The sequence below is a fragment of the Thermostichus sp. MS-CIW-37 genome (assembly GCF_054060065.1).
Window position 1 is genome coordinate 1 of sequence record NZ_JBSSCV010000031.1, and the last position, 15,181, is coordinate 15,181.

The following is a 15,181-nucleotide window of genomic DNA, read 5'->3' on the forward strand; positions in this document are numbered from 1 at the left end:
GATGAGCACCGCTGCTGTGGAGGGGCAACCTGACACGGTAAGTGCTGTCGCAGAACCAGGAACCAGAATCCCCTGCCTTTAGGCAGGGGAGTATGACAATTGTGAGATAATGGTAAAGCTGCGCTTTCTGTGCAGCCTCTGGTTCTAATCAGTTCTATCTGGCCAATTAGGGGATAGTATGCTGCACACACTATCTGGCCAATTAGGGGATAGGTCTCCAGCTCTGATCGGGATCCACTGTATCCTGGAGCTTTACGACTGCCCGGCCAAACTTTTGGATGATGCCTCCCTGGTGCAACAGGCTTTGCGGGAGGCAGCGAGACGCTCCAACTCCACCTTTTTGGGAGAGCTGTGCCATCCATTTGAGCCACAGGGGATTACAGCCCTCGCTCTTTTGGGGGAATCCCACATCTCCATTCACACCTGGCCCGAAGCGGGCTACGCGGCGGTGGATGTGTTCACCTGTGGTCGCCACACCCGACCGGAAGCGGCCTGTGAATATCTGATCGACGTGTTTCAAGCGCGACGATATTCCCTGCGCAAGGTGCCCCGCCGCACCGCGCAACCGACACTCCTGGAAGAGGCCCCAGACTCGGCTGAGGTGCTCACCTGTGAAGCGACCCGACGAAGGCGCTGAGATCTTCGCCAATCGCAGCTTTTTCCAAACTGTCATGGGGGCCATCTGTAGGCTGGGTGGGATCCGATTCACCCCAGAGGTCAGTCTATGTTGCTGGAAAAAGCTGTAGCGAGGTGCTTATGAGCAGCCCGAGAAGTTTCTTCTGGGTTCAGGAGTACTTTACCCCTTGGGACTACACCGCCCGTGCCGTCACGCGCATCTTGGCCTACCGAAAAACCCCTTTCCAGGAGATGCTGATCGCCGAGACGGGGACCTTCGGCAAGGGTCTGATGCTGGATGGGCATTGGCAATCCACTACCGTGGATGAGTTTCTGTACCACGAGGCTTTGGTTCATCCGGCTATGGTGCAGGTTGTCCAAGCGGGCGGGATCCCCCGGCGGGTACTGGTGTTGGGGGGGGCAGAAGGGGCAACGCTGCGGGAGGTGCTGCGTTGGCGCTCGGTGGAGCAGGTGGTGATGGTGGACATCGATGGGGAGGTGGTGGCCGCCTGCCGAGAGCACCTGCCGGAAATGCACCAGGGATCCTTTGAAGATCCGCGGGTGGAGGTGGTGATTGCCGATGCCTTGGATTTTCTCCAAGAAACAGGCCCCATTTGGGATGTGATCCTTTCCGATCTCTCCGATCCCATTGAGTCCGGCCCTGCCTACCGCCTCTTCACCCAGGAGTTTTTCCGCCAGATCCGCTCCAAGTTGCAGCCAGATGGGGCTTTCACCATCCAAGCCGGGCCGACGGGGCCGGTTGAGCTTCATCAACACACCCGCATTGTTCGCACCCTGAAAACGGTGTTTGCCGCCGTGCAGCCCTACGCCATCTATGCCCCCACCTACGGTGGCCCACTGGGTTTTGCCCTGGCAGCTCAGGATCCCATCCCCTCCAGGCCAGAACCGGAGCAGATCGACCAGATTCTGAGCCAACAGTTGGATCCCGAGCGAGGGACACTGCAATTCATCGATGGCATCACCCTTCTGGGCCTCTACCAAGTCCCAGCTCACCTGCGCCGTGCCATTGCCGCCGAGACCACGGTTTATACCCTGGACAACCCGCCTCGCATCGAATAAGGGGCTATCCAGCACCCCGAAGGGATCCCAGGAGAGTTTGTCTTTGGTGCCATAACTTGGTAGATTCGTGAGCAGCCGAATTTTGCTTCCCTGATGAAAGTCCTGGTTATTGGTGGTGACGGATACTGTGGCTGGGCGACAGCCCTGCACCTATCCAACAGGGGTTATGAGGTGGCCATTCTCGATTCCTACGTCCGCCGCCTCTGGGATCTGCAACTGGGGGTTTCTACCCTGACCCCCATTGCCCAGCTAGAGCAACGGGTGGATCGCTGGAAGGGGCTAACCGGCAAGGACATTCCCATCTTTGTCTGCGACGTTACCAACTACGAAGCCCTGATCTCCTGCATGCGCCGCTTCCCGCCGGAGGCCATTGTTCACTTTGGCGAGCAGCGCTCTGCCCCTTACTCGATGATCAGCCGCGAGCATGCGGTGATGACCCAGGTGAACAACGTGGTGGGCACCTTGAACATCCTCTACGCCATCAAGGAGGAATTTCCCGATTGCCACCTGGTGAAGCTGGGCACCATGGGCGAGTACGGCACCCCCAACATCGACATCGAGGAGGGGTACATCACCATCGAGCACAATGGCCGCAAGGATACCCTGCCCTACCCCAAGCAGCCGGGATCCATGTATCACCTCTCCAAAGTACACGACAGCCACAACATCCACTTCGCCTGCCGCGTCTGGGGCCTGCGGGCCACCGACCTCAACCAAGGGGTGGTATACGGCGTGCTCACAGAAGAAACCGGCATGGACGAGGTGCTGATCAACCGCCTTGACTACGATGGTGTATTCGGCACGGCTCTAAACCGCTTCTGCATTCAGGCTGCCGTGGGCCATCCGCTGACGGTGTATGGCAAGGGCGGCCAGACCCGCGGTTTCCTGGATATCCGCGACACGGTGCGCTGCGTGGAGCTGGCCATTGCTCACCCTGCCGAGCCGGGCCAATTCCGGGTGATGAACCAGTTCACCGAGCAATTTAGTGTTGAGCAACTGGCGTTGCTGGTGCAAAAGGCGGGAGCCACCATGGGCCTGAAGGTGGAAATCAACCACCTGGAGAACCCCCGCGTCGAGCTGGAAGAGCACTACTACAACGCCAAAAACACTAAGCTCCTAGACCTGGGCCTCCAGCCCCACTATCTGTCCGATTCCCTCTTGGATTCGCTGCTCAACTTTGCTCTCAAGTACAAGGATCGGGTGGATGTGCGGCAGATTTTACCCAAGGTGAAGTGGAAAGGTTAACTCTCCAGGCAAGCTTGGGCCAGGCTCAGCCAGCCGCGCGCCAGGTTGTCCAGGTTATAGCCGCCTTCCAAGCCGAAGAGGGTTTTGCGGGTCACCTGCTCCAGGCAAAGGCGGGCCATGCGGCCAAAGGCTTCCGGCTCTAGCTGCATACCGGCCAAGGGATCCCCTTTGGCACAGTCGAAGCCGGCGCTCACCAGCAGCAAATCGGGCTGGAACGCTTGCAAGAACGGCAAGATCTTCTCGTCGAGGGCCTTTTTGTAGGCCAACCAATCCGAGCCGGCAGGCAAAGGCACGTTGCAGAGGTTGCCGTGGATCCCGGTTTCCTGGGCCAATCCCGTGCCGGGATAGAGGGGAAACTGGTGGATAGAGGCATAAGCCAGTTGGGGATAGCGCTCCACCACCGCCTGCGTGCCGTTGCCGTGGTGAACATCCCAATCGAAAATCGCCACCCGCTTCACCCCCGGCTGATCCAGCGCCCACAGCGCCGCAATGGCTGCGTTGCTGAATAAACAAAACCCCATTGCCCGTTCTGGCTCTGCGTGATGCCCAGGCGGACGACACAGCACCAAAGCCGGCTGAGCGGTGGCCAAAACCGAGGCAGAGCCGGCAATCCAAGCTCCCACAGCCAGGCGCGCTGCCTCAAAACTTCTCCCCGAGAGAGCAGTGTCGGCATCGATGCGTCCCCCACCTGCTGCTGCCAACTCAGCCACCTGTTGAATGTGCTGACGCGAGTGTACTCGCTCCAGCTCTGCCAGCTCCGCCAAGGGGGGATCCCGCCATTCCAACTGGTTGGCAAAAGGGGCACCACGCAGCGCCTTAACAATGGACTGCAAGCGAGCCGGACGCTCGGGGTGAAATGGCCCAGTATCGTGGCTGAGGAAAATATCGGAATAGTAAACAGGCAACATGGGCAGAGGCAACAAGCTAAGGCAACGCCTTTGCAGTGTAGCTTAAGCCCGCCCCCTCTATCCGTAGAAGACCTCTGACATGGATCCCGCATAGGGGTCAAGGCCAAAAGAGGCTTGTTGGAGTTTTTGATTGACCACATCCCGCACTACCGACCGCAGCAATTCCAGCTCAGAGGAATTGAGTTGATCGCGGCTGGGACACTCATCGGCAGCCAGCCACATGTAGATGGCGGGGACCCGGTTTAGGATCTGCTGCATCATCGCTTCCCGCTCCCTAGCGTCATGAAACACCTGTTGATGGGGGTGCTCAGTGGAGAGGATAGTTTCCAGTTCTCCCAATGCCAGGTACTCGACGATATTAACCAACATCTTTTCCATGATGAATGTCCCTCCTAAAAATCCCTGTCGCTCTTAAAAACAGACATTAAACAAAAAACGCTGCTTCCCCATCTTCCTCCGCTGCTTTTGGCACCGGATTTTGCCTACAGGCCGACCATTTAAGCCGGTTGCAGTTAAGTCTGCCGTCGGGAAGAAGTTGCGGTTTCGTTCGTAAGATCCTCTTGTGCAGCCAATCCTTGCCTCCTCTATTCGCCTCGTTTGCCTTTCCACTTGCCGCTGAAAGCAGCCAATAGGAGCCATCAGCAGCTGGAAAATCTTTTTGCTGGTATTCAGTACCAACGAAGAATTATCAGCGTTCAAGAGAAACAAGGTAGAGCGTTTAACAAAGACTATAGAAACTCGACTGCAAAAGGCAGGAAGATCTTACTCAGCTATTTGTCATTCACTACCCTAACACGTGACTGTGTAAGAAATTGCGGGAATATTAAGAAACTTACATATTTCTTGACAATTGACTAAAACTTCTGTCTGTCAAGGAGGCCCTGGAAGGCAGTTAAAGAGTTGTAAAGAGCAACTCTTCCCTTGGCTCCAAGCTCTGAAGAACTGCCAAATCCAGGGATCCAAAACAAATAGATTTAGCCTGCTATGGGCAGATCGACTCGCTGAGCCTGGATCCAGAAAGACTCTAGGTCATAGTAGTCCCTTTCCTGTTGCATAATCACATGGACAATGAGATCGGCATAGTCGATCAGTATCCAAGAGGCCGATTCCTGCCCTTCGATGCGGCGCGGAGTTTGTTTCCACTCGTCCCAAACCTTTTCCTCAATTGCTCGGGCAATGGCGCGGACTTGCGTAAGCGAGTAGCCGCTGACCAGAAGAAAGTAATCTGCCAAAGTGGAGACTTGGGATACATCCAGCAGAACGATATCGCCACCTTTTTTCTCTTCTGCCGCGCGAGCTGCACTCAGCGCCATGCAATAGATGGGATCCCCGGTGGGGGCAGGCATGAGATGTAGCAACTAAAACCCTCCTGAAACGACTGAGCTAACTTGAGACACAGCTTTTTCTAAAGGATGTAACAAAAAATGATTCCGAGTCATGAGTGTGCGCGGATGAACCACCTGATTCCGGTCTAGCAAAAATTTTAGGCTCAAGTCACATACTCCCACTACGGTTTTAGACAAATCTACAAAAGCCATCTGCCGCAACCGCTCCAATTCTGGGTTGCTGCCCCGATTCGGCTCCAGGGCATCGGCCACGAAAACCACACAACTGAGGGGATCCATGCCGGGCCGACCCAACGTGTGGTTGGCAATGGCCGCCAAGATCTCCGGATCCTGTACCTGAAACTGCTCCCGCGCCACCAGGGATCCCACCTCAGCATGCAGGATGTGAGGTTCGGCCCGCTCAATTTCATCCAGCTCCCGTTCCTGAGCCACCCTTTGCAACAGTTGCTCCGGCGGGAAAGCCTTGGCCAAGTCGTGCATCAGCCCTGCCCAAGCAGCTTTCTGCTCATCCAGCCCGTAGTGGGCCGCCAGCTGTCGGGCCATCCCCTCTACCCCCAAGATATGGCGGAGGCGAGGAGGAGACACCCGCTCCTGTAGCCAGGCCAACACCTCTTCCCGCCCCAGTTGAGTGCCCATCGCCCTAGTCATTCTGCAGCTTCAGCACGGCCATAAACGCTTCTTGGGGCACATCCACCGTTCCCACCGCCTTCATGCGTTTTTTCCCCTCTTTTTGTTTTTCCAAAAGCTTGCGTTTGCGGGTCACATCTCCTCCGTAGCATTTGGCCAAGACGTTTTTGCGCAGGGCCGGTATGGTTTCACGAGCAATCACCTTAGAGCCAATTGCCGCCTGAATGGGCACTTCAAATTGATGGCGCGGGATCAGCTCTCGTAACTTGGCAACTAGGGAACGGCCTACATAAAAAGCTTTGTCCCGATGCACAATTGTGGATAGAGAATCCACCACATCGCCGTTGATCAAAATGTCCAAACGCACCAAATCATCGGCGCGATAGCCAATCATTTGGTAGTCCATGCTGGCATAGCCACGGGTGCGTGATTTCAATTGGTCGAAAAAGTCGGTGACCACTTCCGCCAGAGGCAGCTCATACACCAGCGTAGTCCGACCCTGCGCCAAATATTTCATATCTTTAAAGGTGCCGCGTTTGGTCTCACACAGCTCCATCACGGTACCGACAAATTCCTCAGGAAGAATCACCTCTACCCTGACAATCGGCTCCTCAATGCTGGTGCGCTCGTTGGGGGGAGGCAGCTTGCTGGGATTGTCCACCCGAATCACAGAGCCGTTGTTGAGGGTAACTTGGTACACCACCGTCGGAGCTGTGATCACCAGATCGAGATTGTACTCCCGCTCTAGGCGTTCCTGCACCACCTCCATGTGCAGCAGGCCCAGAAAACCACAGCGGAAGCCGAAGCCCATGGCGCTGGAAATTTCCGGCTCAAAGTACAGGGCAGCATCGTTGAGCTTGAGCTTTTCCAGAGCCTCTTTGAGTTCGGCGTACTGATCGGAGCTGCTGGGGAACAGGCCACAAAACACCATCGGCTTGGCTTCTTTGTAGCCGGGCAGGGGCTCAGGAGCTTTGCGATTCACCAGTGTGATGGTATCCCCAACACGGGCGTGTTCCACGCTCTTGATGGCGGCGGCCATGTAGCCCACCTCGCCCGCATGTAGGGCATCCACCGGCTCTTGGTTGGGACGCATCACCCCCAGCTCGGTAATCTCGTATTCTCGGCCAGAGGCCATAAAGCAAATCTTGTCCCCCGTTTTCACCTCCCCGTCCATGATGCGCACATAGACGATCACGCCGCGATAGGCGTCGTAATAGCTATCGAAAATCAAGGCCCGCAAGGGATCCGCCACCGTATCCCGTGGGGGGGGCACCCGCTGCACAATGGCCTCCAGAATCTCTTGAATGCCAATACCCACCTTGGCAGAGGCGAGGATTGCCCCGCTGCAGTCGAGGCCGATTACCTGCTCAATCTCCGCAATCACCCGCTCCGGCTCGGCGCCCGGCAGGTCGATTTTGTTGATCACCGGAATAATTTCCAGGTTGTTCTCCAGGGCCAGGTAGACGTTGGCCAGGGTTTGGGCCTCCACCCCTTGAGAGGCATCCACCACCAGCAGCGCCCCTTCACAGGCGGCCAGGGAGCGGGAGACTTCGTAGGTGAAGTCTACATGCCCCGGCGTGTCGATCAGGTTCAAAACATAATCTTGGCCGTCTTGGGCACGGTAGTTCATGCGGGCCGCTTGCAGCTTGATGGTAATGCCCCGTTCCCGCTCCAGTTCCATGCTGTCCAGCAGTTGTGGCTTCATCTCGCGGGCTGAAACGGTGCCCGTTTCCTGCAGGAGGCGATCGGCGAGGGTGGATTTGCCGTGGTCGATGTGGGCGATGATGGAAAAGTTGCGAATACGGGAGACAGGAACGCCGGTCATAAAAACCTGATCAGGGCAAAGATTTTTTACAATGCTAGCCTGTCTGGCCCTCTGCCTAAGCCAAGGTTGCCCAGAAGTTAGCTGCTGAGGGGAGAAGATACAGCTCTTCTGTCGGGCACCGGAGCGTCCTCCGCATTGGCCGGGACTGCTTTTTTCCGGCAACGCCGACGATGCCCGGTACAACGGACGTGCCGCTTGTGTGGCAGGGATGGGATCCGTGAAGATGGAAAAAGCCAGAACGAACTTAGGCGGTGTTGTCGCCAGCTCGCCAGGAGGCTATGGGTCTGACCCGACGGCAGAGGAAGCAGTCCAGAACCCTGCCCAAAGCACTACTTGTCTAACTTCTCAATGTAGGGGCGAATGTCATTGAGGTCGATGTAGCGGTCGGTGGCGTTGCGCAGCTCGCGGGCGATCATCCCTTCGGTGGAAACAACTGTAATCAGCGTGTTTTTGGAACGCAACAGCTCGACGGCCCGCTCAAAATCTCCATCGCCGCTAAATAGAATGATCCTATCGTACTGGCCAACGGTGTTGAACATATCGATTACTATTTCGATATCCAGATTTGCTTTTTGGGAGTACCGACCGGAGTCTTCATCTCGATATTCTTTGAGGATCTTGGTGCGCACAGTGAAGCCCATGCTGATCAGAGCGTCTCGAAAGGCCCTCTGATCATGGGGATCCTTGATGCCGGTGTACCAAAAGGCGTTGACCAATTCAACATTCGGCTGTGATCTAACAAAATAATCCAGCACCCGGCGTGGGTCAAAAAACCAGCCATTTTTCTGTTGAGCATAAAACATATTATTGCCATCAATAAAGATGGAAACCCGAGTGACGGGATGATGGTAAAACATAAAGCTTTTCCGAAAAAAGTAAGGTGAACTGGTCAGAAAAAGAGGATGAAAACGAGGTCACTGACTTTCCACAAGAGCCATTTGGGCAGCCAGCACCTTGCTGACACCAATCTCTCATCATAGCCAAAGGTGGGATCCCTTTCTCAAGAATTAACTCTGGGGAGAGGCACCCCTGTAAACCAAAGCGGGTTCCGGTTGCCGCAGGGCATAGCTGGATCCCGGTCGATCGGCTTGGCTAACGTACAGCTCCGCCAATTGTCGAGCCAGGTTACGGATGCGCCCAATGTAGAGGGTGCGCTCGGCTACAGCAATGACACCACGAGCGTCGAGCAGGTTAAAGGTGTGGGAGCACTTGAGCACATAGTCGTAGGCGGGCAGGAGCAGAGACACGGCCAACCGATCCGGCAACACCTGTTTCTGCAGTTTCTGTTGGGTGGTTTCGATCAAACGCTTGGCCTCGGCTTCGTAGAGCCGGAACAATTCCAGTAGCATCTCCGGATCGGAATACTCGAAGTTGTAATAAGATTGCTCGACCTCATTTTGGAAATAGATTTGTCCATAGGTAATCCGTCCCAGAGAAGGATGCTCATTCCAGCAGAGATCGAAAACCGAATCCACCCCCTGCAGATACATGGCCAGGCGCTCTAGCCCATAGGTAATTTCTACAGAAACCGGGCGACAATCTTGTCCGCCCACCTGCTGAAAGTAGGTGAACTGGGTTACTTCCATGCCGTCCAGCCACACTTCCCAGCCCACGCCCCAAGCTCCCAAGGTGGGAGATTCCCAATCATCTTCCACAAAGCGAATATCGTGCTCTGCCGGATTCACGCCCAGAGCTTGCAGGCTATCCAGGTACACATCTTGAATGTCATCGGGGGAGGGCTTGATCAACACTTGGTATTGAAAATAGTGCTGCAGGCGATTGGGGTTTTGACCGTAGCGTCCATCGGTGGGGCGGCGACAGGGTTCGACATAGGCCACTCGCCAGGGATCCGGCCCCAAGGCGCGCAAAAACGTGTGGGGGCTCATGGTGCCGGCGCCTTTTTCCAGGTCGTAGGGTTGCAGGATCAAGCAGCCCTGCTCCCCCCAAAACTGTTGCAGGCGAAAGATCAAGTCTTGAAAGGTGTGGGCTGACATGGCAAGGGTTGGGCAGAGATAGAGCAACCCCTATCCTACCAATCTGCTCTCCTCAGTCGAGCGGCTCTTCTTGATCGACTGGATCCGAGTAGTCCCACTCGATGGGGGGCATTTGGTCGAAGGCTTGTTTGAGGGCGCTTTCCCACAGTTTGCGCATCTTGGCCAGGTAGGGGTCCCCGGTGCGCAGGCGCAGACGGTGGGTGACCTTGAACTGATCCGCTTGCACCATCACCAAATCGATGGGGGGGCCGACGGAGATGTTGGATTTCATGGTGGAGTCGATGGAGAGGAGAGCGCATTTGGCCGCATCTGCTAGCGAGGTTTCGTAGGAGAGGGTGCGATCCAGGATGGGTTTGCCGTATTTGGTTTCCCCCACCTGCAAAAAAGGGGTTTCCGGGGTGGCCTGGATGCAGTTGCCCTGGCTGTAGATCAAAAAAAGGGCTGGCTCTTCGCCTCGGATCTGTCCCCCCAGCAACAGGCTGCACTGGGCGTCGATGCCGTCTTTTTCCAGCCAGGGCCGGTCTTGCTCCTGGATGTAACGAATTTTGGATCCCAGGTAGCGGGCCACGTCGTAGAGGTGGGGAAAGGTGTGGAGATTGGTACTTTCCGGTTGGCGCAGATCCCGCTGCACTTCGGTCAAAACGCCCTGGGTGATGGACAGGTTGCCGGACGTGCAGATCAAGATCACCCGTTCTTCGGGCACGGAAAAATCGAACAGCTTTTGATAGGTGGAGACGTAGTCCACCCCGGCGTTGGTGCGGGAATCTGCCGCCATCACCAAGCCAAAGCGGGTGATGATGCCAAGGCAGTAGGTCATGAGGACGACGCGGCTCGGCTTTTTGATTGTAGAGGGTCAGGGGAAAGCAAATCCGATTTTGTGGCGGATTTCCTCTCGCAGGCGGGCGGTAATCGAGGCTTCGTCCAAATCGGCCAAAATCTGGGCTATGGCGGCTTTGGGGCCCTCTGGCCCCCAACTGGCCCCTTGGGCGAGGTAGCGGCGGGCGGACTCGCCGATGGCATAGCAGGAAAACCCGGCCAACACCGCCTGCGTCAGGGCCACGGAGCCGTAGGCCCCCAGAGAGAATCCTCCCAGCAAGGTTTTTAAGGATCCCAGACCCAACAGCGCCACCCACTCGCCGGCGCCGAGGCTGAGCATGCTGAGGACGATCTTCTGCAGCAGTTGTGTGGCTCCCGCAGTGCTCATGGGCCAGCCGTACAGGCGGGACAGGCGCAGGATCAGGGTGACATCGATGGCCAGCCCTCCCAAGGTATCGAGCAGAGTGATGGGGTTGAGGGCAACCGCCAGCGCTTTGGTGCGGGCGGCTGAGGCGATCAGATCTTGGGCTTGCTGGGCGCGGGTTTGCAGCTTGCGCTCGATCACCTGCTGGTTAACGCGATCGGCAAACAAGAGGGCATTTAACGCCAGCAGCGAGCGCCCCTCCCGATGCAGCACTTCCAGGATTTTCAGGCGCAGCTCATCCACCTGCGGGGATCCCACTTCCATCTGGGCAGCAAAGCTCCCATCCGGCCTTTGCACCAGGCGGGGTACGCGAGGGGAGGCCGCCACCATGACGATCTCGTCGGGGGAAAGGAGCTGCCGCACCCGTTCGTTGCGGATCTTGTCGTAAATGGCCTGGCGATCCGCCTCTGGGTACTGGTCGATCTTGTTGAACACCAGCAGCATGGGCTTGCCCGCCTCCCGCAGGGTGGCCAGAGCCTCAAACTCCACCCGCGTCAGATCCCCGCAGACGACAAACAGGATCAGATCCGCTCGCTGCGCCACTTCTTGGGCCAGCCGCGCCCGCTCTTCGCCATCCACTTCATCGAGGCCGGGGGTGTCGATCAGCTCCAGACGGGATCCCTGCCAATGGGCGACCTGTACCGACTGCACCGAGGAAGGGGGGAGGCGGGATCCCTGCAGGGATGTGCCAGAGAAGGAGGACTGGGGGCGGGTTTCCCAGCTGATGTTCCAAGTTGCCGCTTGCTGGGTACGGGTGATGCCATGGGTGGGCCCCGTCTCAAAGACTGGCTCGCCCAGCAGGGCATTGAGCAGGGAAGACTTGCCTCGCCCCACCAGACCAAAGGCGGCGATGTGGATGACCTCGGTTTCCAGCTTGTCCAAGAGCGCTTGCAAGCTCTCCAACTCCCCTTCTAAGCCCGCGACCTCTTGGGGGCGCAGATCCAGTTGGGCTACCCACTGGCGCAGGCTGCGCTTGGCTTGTTGGTAGTTGAGGTCATCTTGCAAGGTGTTGCGGCGAGCCATAGCCGTAGCGCTCAATAGCGGTAGGAAGCAGCCCTTAAAAGACTCCACTTTGCTCTCGGGATCGGCAGGCTTCCCCACCGGACAGAGAGCTTCTCATCGGACAATACAAGGGACAATACAAGACGATCATAAGAGGAAGGGAAGAGTTAAGCTCAAAGCAAGGCGGCCTCAGCCGCCGGGATCCGCAACTCAAAAATCCGATATCCAAAACTTGGCAAGAGGAGGTTTTCCATGCCCAGGGCCATCTGGAATGGGGTGGTGGTGGCCGAGACAGACCGCTACGAAACCGTGGAAGGCAACATCTATTTTCCGCCGGAATCTCTGCGCCGGGAATACTTCCAGCCCAGCTCTACCCACACCACCTGCCCCTGGAAGGGGGAGGCCAGCTACTACACCCTCGTGGTCAACGGCCAGGAGAACAAAGATGCCGCCTGGTACTACCCGGATCCCAAACCCGCTGCGGCCAACATCCGGGGCTATGTGGCCTTCTGGAAGGGTGTCAAGGTGGAGCCCTAGCCGGAGCCGAGTTTGTCAACCGGGTATGATGGGAAGAGTGGGTTGCAGAGGCGATGCCATGCTGACCAATGGCCGGATCCTGTTTGGCGCGGCCCGGTGGGCGAGAAAGCTGGGCCTGGCCGGATTGAGCTTGGTGCTGTTGGGCTGCAGCCCCGCAGGTTTTCGCACCCCGCGTCCCAGCCTGACCAACAGTGGCCTCAACAGCATCTTCCCCGATGGGGAGCCTGCTTTCAACGGAGATGGCCGCTACCTGGTGTTTTCCTCGGCCCGCAGCGGCAGCCAGGATATTTTTCTCTACGACACGGTGGAACGTCGCTTGGTGGATCTGCCCGGCCTCAACTCCAGCGACGTGGCGGCTACCTCGCCCGACATCAGCGCTGATGGCCGCTACATCGTCTACGTGTCCAATGCTCTGGGCAAGTCTGAGATCTTCCTCTACGACCGGGAAACTCGCAGGATAGAAAACATCAGCAGCCGGGTGCCAGGAGATGTGCGCAACCCCACCATCAGCGGCGATGGCCGGTTTATCGCTTTTGAGAGCAACGGCCAAGGACAGTGGCACATCGAGATTTTCGACCGGGGGCCGGCGGCCAGCACGCGTCCAACCTCACCTTCTTCCCCCAATGCTGACGACAATCCCTGAGGGGATCCTCAAGCTAGGATAGACCCCCCTGCTTTGCAAGAGTTGTTGCATGTCGATTCCCCTCGCCCAGCGACTTCAGCCCCTCGGCGGCAATGTGTTTGACCAAATGGATCGAGCCAAGCGAGAGGCTCGTCGCGCTGGCCTGGATGTGATCGATCTGTCTCTGGGATCCTCCGATCTGCCCCCACCTTCAGACTCCTTGGCGGCCATCCAATCGGCTCTGTCGGATCCCTCTACCTATGGCTACACGCTGTTTCACGACACGGCGGACTTTCGGTCTGCCTGCGCCAAGTGGTACAGGGGCAAGTTCGGCCTGGAGATCGATCCGGAAACAGAGGTGCTGCCGTTGATCGGATCCCAGCAGGGGACGGCCCTCTTGCCCCTGGCTTTGCTCAATCCTGGCGATGTTGCCTTGGTCGCCGATCCGGCCTATCCCTCTCACGTGGGCGGGATCCATCTGGCGGGCGGGATCCCCTACTACCTGCCCCTGCGGGCGGAAAACCGCTTCTTGCCCCAGTGGGATCGGATCCCGGAGGCAATCTGCCGGCAGGCACGGTTGCTGGTGCTGAACTACCCCCACAACCCCACCACTGCCACCGTCACCCCGGAGTTTTGGCAGGAAACCCTACAATTCTGTCAACAGCACGACATCGTTCTGGCCCACGATTTTCCCTATGTGGACTGGCGTTTCGACGGCCAGGTAGCCCCTTCCGCGCTGCAGGCGGATCCCGATAAAACCCGCACCATCGAGTTTTTTTCTCTTTCCAAGTCCTATCACATGGGAGGGTTCCGGGTGGCCTACGCCATTGGCAGCCGAGAGCTGATCCGAGCCCTGCGATGGGTGAAATCCACCATCGACTTCCATCAGTACCAGGGCATTCTGCGGGGGGCAGCAGCGGCTTTGGCAGTTCCCGATAGTTTTTTGGAGCGCTGGCGGCAGGTGTACCGAGAGCGACGGGATATAGCTGTGGCGGCTCTACACCGCATCGGTTGGCCTGTGCCTTTGCCGGAGGCCACCATGTATCTGTGGGCGCCTTTGCCGGAGTTTTATCGCGGCTCTTCTGCCCAGTTTTGTTTGGACTTGGTGAGAGCCACAGGGGTTGCCCTGTCTCCGGGTTCTGGCTTTGGCCCCAGTGGGGAAGGCTATGTCCGCTTTGCTTTGGTGGTCGAGGGATCCCGTCTGGAGGAGGCGGTGGGACGGATCGAGGCGTTTTTGTCCCGGTGCATTTCCTAAATCCCAAACATCAATCCCAAACATCGAGCATCCAGCTCTCGGTTGGTTGTGCTCGCCCACCCTCGGGCAATCTAAGTCAGGATAAGAGTGTTACCCAAGTTGAGTGGGCATGGAGAAGGAAACGCTCGACAGTTTTTTGTCCATCCGCGGGGTGATGGGGGTGGCGCTCTTGAGTCGGACAGGTCGCCCTTTTTTCTACCGCTCTTTTCAGGATTTGGATAGCCGACAGCAGCAAGCCCTTACCGAAGGGCTGTTTCAAGTTTTGCAGACCATGCCCCCAGGACTTGACTATTTTGACTTTCAGTTTGCCGAGCAGCGGGTTTTCGTTTACCCCCTTGGGCCGGAATGGGCGCTGCTGGTAGCGGTGAATGACGAGCTGGTGATGCCTGTTTACACCTTGGCCGTGAACCGCCTGCGAGCCGAGCTGCAGCAGGATACGCCAAAGGGCTTGGCCACCTTTCGCCTATTGACCAGCCAGGCGGAGGCAGGCCGGAACGCTACCCAGCCCAGTTCCGCTCCTGCGGCGGGCCCGCGCATGGAGATGGATGTCTTCGTGCAATCTCTGAACCGTCTCTGCCAGATTACAACTGGCTATTTGGGCAAGGCGGTGATCGTCAACTATTGGAAGGCAGCACGGCAGGAAGTGGTGGAACGCCAGGGATCCCAAGCAGAATGGCTGAACCAGTTCGAGATCGAGCGCAGCGGCCAGATCCACTACCGGGGATCCCTCAAGGAACTGGACGAATCTCAGCAGAAGGTGCTGCGGGATTGGGTGCTGGCTTTTTTCCGTCGCTGTGAGGAGGTGATCCACGATTTTCGCAACTTGATCAAATCGTCAGAACTGCGCCTATGAAAAGGGGCCAGTCTTTTTCCTGAGTAGGGCTA

General features: G+C 57.4%; 16 protein-coding genes. 7 read left to right on the forward strand and 9 right to left on the reverse strand.

The features are described from left to right. Nucleotides 1-178: 178 nt before the first annotated feature. The 3 genes from speD (at nucleotide 179) to ACVWYZ_RS12155 (ending at nucleotide 2,940) form a co-directional block, all read left to right on the forward strand. On the forward strand, nucleotides 179-637 hold the full coding sequence (gene speD / locus ACVWYZ_RS12145) for an adenosylmethionine decarboxylase (RefSeq protein ID WP_414328672.1): 459 nt from the start codon (nucleotides 179-181) through the stop codon (nucleotides 635-637). A gap of 119 nt (nucleotides 638-756) precedes the next feature. Next, nucleotides 757-1,695: a fused MFS/spermidine synthase gene (locus ACVWYZ_RS12150; protein WP_457467205.1), complete on the forward strand. Its 939-nt coding sequence runs from the start codon at nucleotides 757-759 to the stop codon at nucleotides 1,693-1,695. A 93-nt stretch (nucleotides 1,696-1,788) separates the two neighbouring features. After that, nucleotides 1,789-2,940 carry an NAD-dependent epimerase/dehydratase family protein gene (locus ACVWYZ_RS12155; RefSeq protein ID WP_011431731.1) on the forward strand — a complete coding sequence of 384 codons (1,152 nt, stop codon included), beginning with the start codon at nucleotides 1,789-1,791 and terminating at the stop codon, nucleotides 2,938-2,940. Here ACVWYZ_RS12155 and ACVWYZ_RS12160 read toward each other — a convergent pair. The 9 genes from ACVWYZ_RS12160 to ACVWYZ_RS12200 form a co-directional block, all read right to left on the reverse strand. Next, entirely contained in the window at nucleotides 2,937-3,848 is a 912-nt protein-coding gene (locus ACVWYZ_RS12160; protein ID WP_457467206.1) for a histone deacetylase family protein, read from the reverse strand. The genes ACVWYZ_RS12155 and ACVWYZ_RS12160 overlap by 4 nt on opposite strands. A gap of 57 nt (nucleotides 3,849-3,905) precedes the next feature. After that, nucleotides 3,906-4,226, reverse strand: coding sequence for a hypothetical protein (locus ACVWYZ_RS12165; protein WP_414342999.1), 321 nt, complete (start codon nucleotides 4,224-4,226; stop codon nucleotides 3,906-3,908). 596 nt (nucleotides 4,227-4,822) lie between these two features. After that, nucleotides 4,823-5,194 carry a ribosome silencing factor gene (rsfS, locus tag ACVWYZ_RS12170; protein ID WP_457467207.1) on the reverse strand — a complete coding sequence of 124 codons (372 nt, stop codon included), beginning with the start codon at nucleotides 5,192-5,194 and terminating at the stop codon, nucleotides 4,823-4,825. 12 nt (nucleotides 5,195-5,206) lie between these two features. Beyond that, the gene (yqeK, locus tag ACVWYZ_RS12175) at nucleotides 5,207-5,842 is read right to left on the reverse strand and encodes a bis(5'-nucleosyl)-tetraphosphatase (symmetrical) YqeK (RefSeq protein ID WP_457467208.1); all 636 of its coding nucleotides are present in this window, start codon (nucleotides 5,840-5,842) and stop codon (nucleotides 5,207-5,209) included. After that, nucleotides 5,835-7,646, reverse strand: coding sequence for a translation elongation factor 4 (gene lepA / locus ACVWYZ_RS12180; protein ID WP_414328663.1), 1,812 nt, complete (start codon nucleotides 7,644-7,646; stop codon nucleotides 5,835-5,837). The genes yqeK and lepA overlap by 8 nt, the downstream gene beginning before the upstream one ends. 329 nt (nucleotides 7,647-7,975) lie before the next feature. After that, on the reverse strand, nucleotides 7,976-8,503 hold the full coding sequence (locus ACVWYZ_RS12185) for a low amplitude/bright protein LabA (protein WP_011431737.1): 528 nt from the start codon (nucleotides 8,501-8,503) through the stop codon (nucleotides 7,976-7,978). A gap of 150 nt (nucleotides 8,504-8,653) precedes the next feature. After that, nucleotides 8,654-9,640 carry a glycine--tRNA ligase subunit alpha gene (gene glyQ / locus ACVWYZ_RS12190; RefSeq protein ID WP_414356301.1) on the reverse strand — a complete coding sequence of 329 codons (987 nt, stop codon included), beginning with the start codon at nucleotides 9,638-9,640 and terminating at the stop codon, nucleotides 8,654-8,656. A 52-nt stretch (nucleotides 9,641-9,692) separates the two neighbouring features. After that, entirely contained in the window at nucleotides 9,693-10,457 is a 765-nt protein-coding gene (locus tag ACVWYZ_RS12195; protein ID WP_414356300.1) for a peptidase, read from the reverse strand. A 36-nt stretch (nucleotides 10,458-10,493) separates the two neighbouring features. Further along, a complete protein-coding gene (locus ACVWYZ_RS12200; protein ID WP_457467218.1) occupies nucleotides 10,494-11,903 on the reverse strand; it encodes a DUF697 domain-containing protein in 1,410 nt (469 codons plus the stop codon). Nucleotides 11,904-12,134: 231 nt separating this feature from the next. Between ACVWYZ_RS12200 and ACVWYZ_RS12205 the strand changes: the two genes are divergently transcribed. The 4 genes from ACVWYZ_RS12205 (at nucleotide 12,135) to ACVWYZ_RS12220 (ending at nucleotide 15,149) form a co-directional block, all read left to right on the forward strand. Beyond that, nucleotides 12,135-12,419: a DUF427 domain-containing protein gene (locus ACVWYZ_RS12205; protein WP_414328853.1), complete on the forward strand. Its 285-nt coding sequence runs from the start codon at nucleotides 12,135-12,137 to the stop codon at nucleotides 12,417-12,419. Nucleotides 12,420-12,477: 58 nt separating this feature from the next. Next, complete coding sequence (locus ACVWYZ_RS12210; RefSeq protein ID WP_414328852.1) at nucleotides 12,478-13,062, forward strand: TolB family protein; 585 nt, start codon at nucleotides 12,478-12,480, stop codon at nucleotides 13,060-13,062. Between the two features lie 49 nt (nucleotides 13,063-13,111). Next, on the forward strand, nucleotides 13,112-14,296 hold the full coding sequence (locus ACVWYZ_RS12215; protein ID WP_457467209.1) for an LL-diaminopimelate aminotransferase: 1,185 nt from the start codon (nucleotides 13,112-13,114) through the stop codon (nucleotides 14,294-14,296). Nucleotides 14,297-14,405: 109 nt separating this feature from the next. Next, entirely contained in the window at nucleotides 14,406-15,149 is a 744-nt protein-coding gene (locus ACVWYZ_RS12220) for a hypothetical protein (RefSeq protein WP_457467210.1), read from the forward strand. Nucleotides 15,150-15,181: the final 32 nt, after the last annotated feature.

Excerpts from the sequence above, each read along its gene's own strand:
- ACVWYZ_RS12215 (WP_457467209.1), top strand. The coding sequence starts at position 13,112 with ATGTCGATTCCCCTCGCCCAGCGACTTCAGCCCCTCGGCGGCAATGTG.
- ACVWYZ_RS12195 (WP_414356300.1), bottom strand. The coding sequence starts at position 10,457 with ATGACCTACTGCCTTGGCATCATCACCCGCTTTGGCTTGGTGATGGCG.
- ACVWYZ_RS12185 (WP_011431737.1), bottom strand. The coding sequence starts at position 8,503 with ATGTTTTACCATCATCCCGTCACTCGGGTTTCCATCTTTATTGATGGC.
- ACVWYZ_RS12165 (WP_414342999.1), bottom strand. The coding sequence starts at position 4,226 with ATGGAAAAGATGTTGGTTAATATCGTCGAGTACCTGGCATTGGGAGAA.
- ACVWYZ_RS12155 (WP_011431731.1), top strand. The coding sequence starts at position 1,789 with ATGAAAGTCCTGGTTATTGGTGGTGACGGATACTGTGGCTGGGCGACA.
- ACVWYZ_RS12160 (WP_457467206.1), bottom strand. The coding sequence starts at position 3,848 with ATGTTGCCTGTTTACTATTCCGATATTTTCCTCAGCCACGATACTGGG.
- yqeK (WP_457467208.1), bottom strand. The coding sequence starts at position 5,842 with ATGACTAGGGCGATGGGCACTCAACTGGGGCGGGAAGAGGTGTTGGCC.
- speD (WP_414328672.1), top strand. The coding sequence starts at position 179 with ATGCTGCACACACTATCTGGCCAATTAGGGGATAGGTCTCCAGCTCTG.
- ACVWYZ_RS12220 (WP_457467210.1), top strand. The coding sequence starts at position 14,406 with ATGGAGAAGGAAACGCTCGACAGTTTTTTGTCCATCCGCGGGGTGATG.
- ACVWYZ_RS12210 (WP_414328852.1), top strand. The coding sequence starts at position 12,478 with ATGCTGACCAATGGCCGGATCCTGTTTGGCGCGGCCCGGTGGGCGAGA.
- ACVWYZ_RS12150 (WP_457467205.1), top strand. The coding sequence starts at position 757 with ATGAGCAGCCCGAGAAGTTTCTTCTGGGTTCAGGAGTACTTTACCCCT.
- ACVWYZ_RS12200 (WP_457467218.1), bottom strand. The coding sequence starts at position 11,903 with ATGGCTCGCCGCAACACCTTGCAAGATGACCTCAACTACCAACAAGCC.
- lepA (WP_414328663.1), bottom strand. The coding sequence starts at position 7,646 with ATGACCGGCGTTCCTGTCTCCCGTATTCGCAACTTTTCCATCATCGCC.
- rsfS (WP_457467207.1), bottom strand. The coding sequence starts at position 5,194 with ATGCCTGCCCCCACCGGGGATCCCATCTATTGCATGGCGCTGAGTGCA.
- glyQ (WP_414356301.1), bottom strand. The coding sequence starts at position 9,640 with ATGTCAGCCCACACCTTTCAAGACTTGATCTTTCGCCTGCAACAGTTT.
- ACVWYZ_RS12205 (WP_414328853.1), top strand. The coding sequence starts at position 12,135 with ATGCCCAGGGCCATCTGGAATGGGGTGGTGGTGGCCGAGACAGACCGC.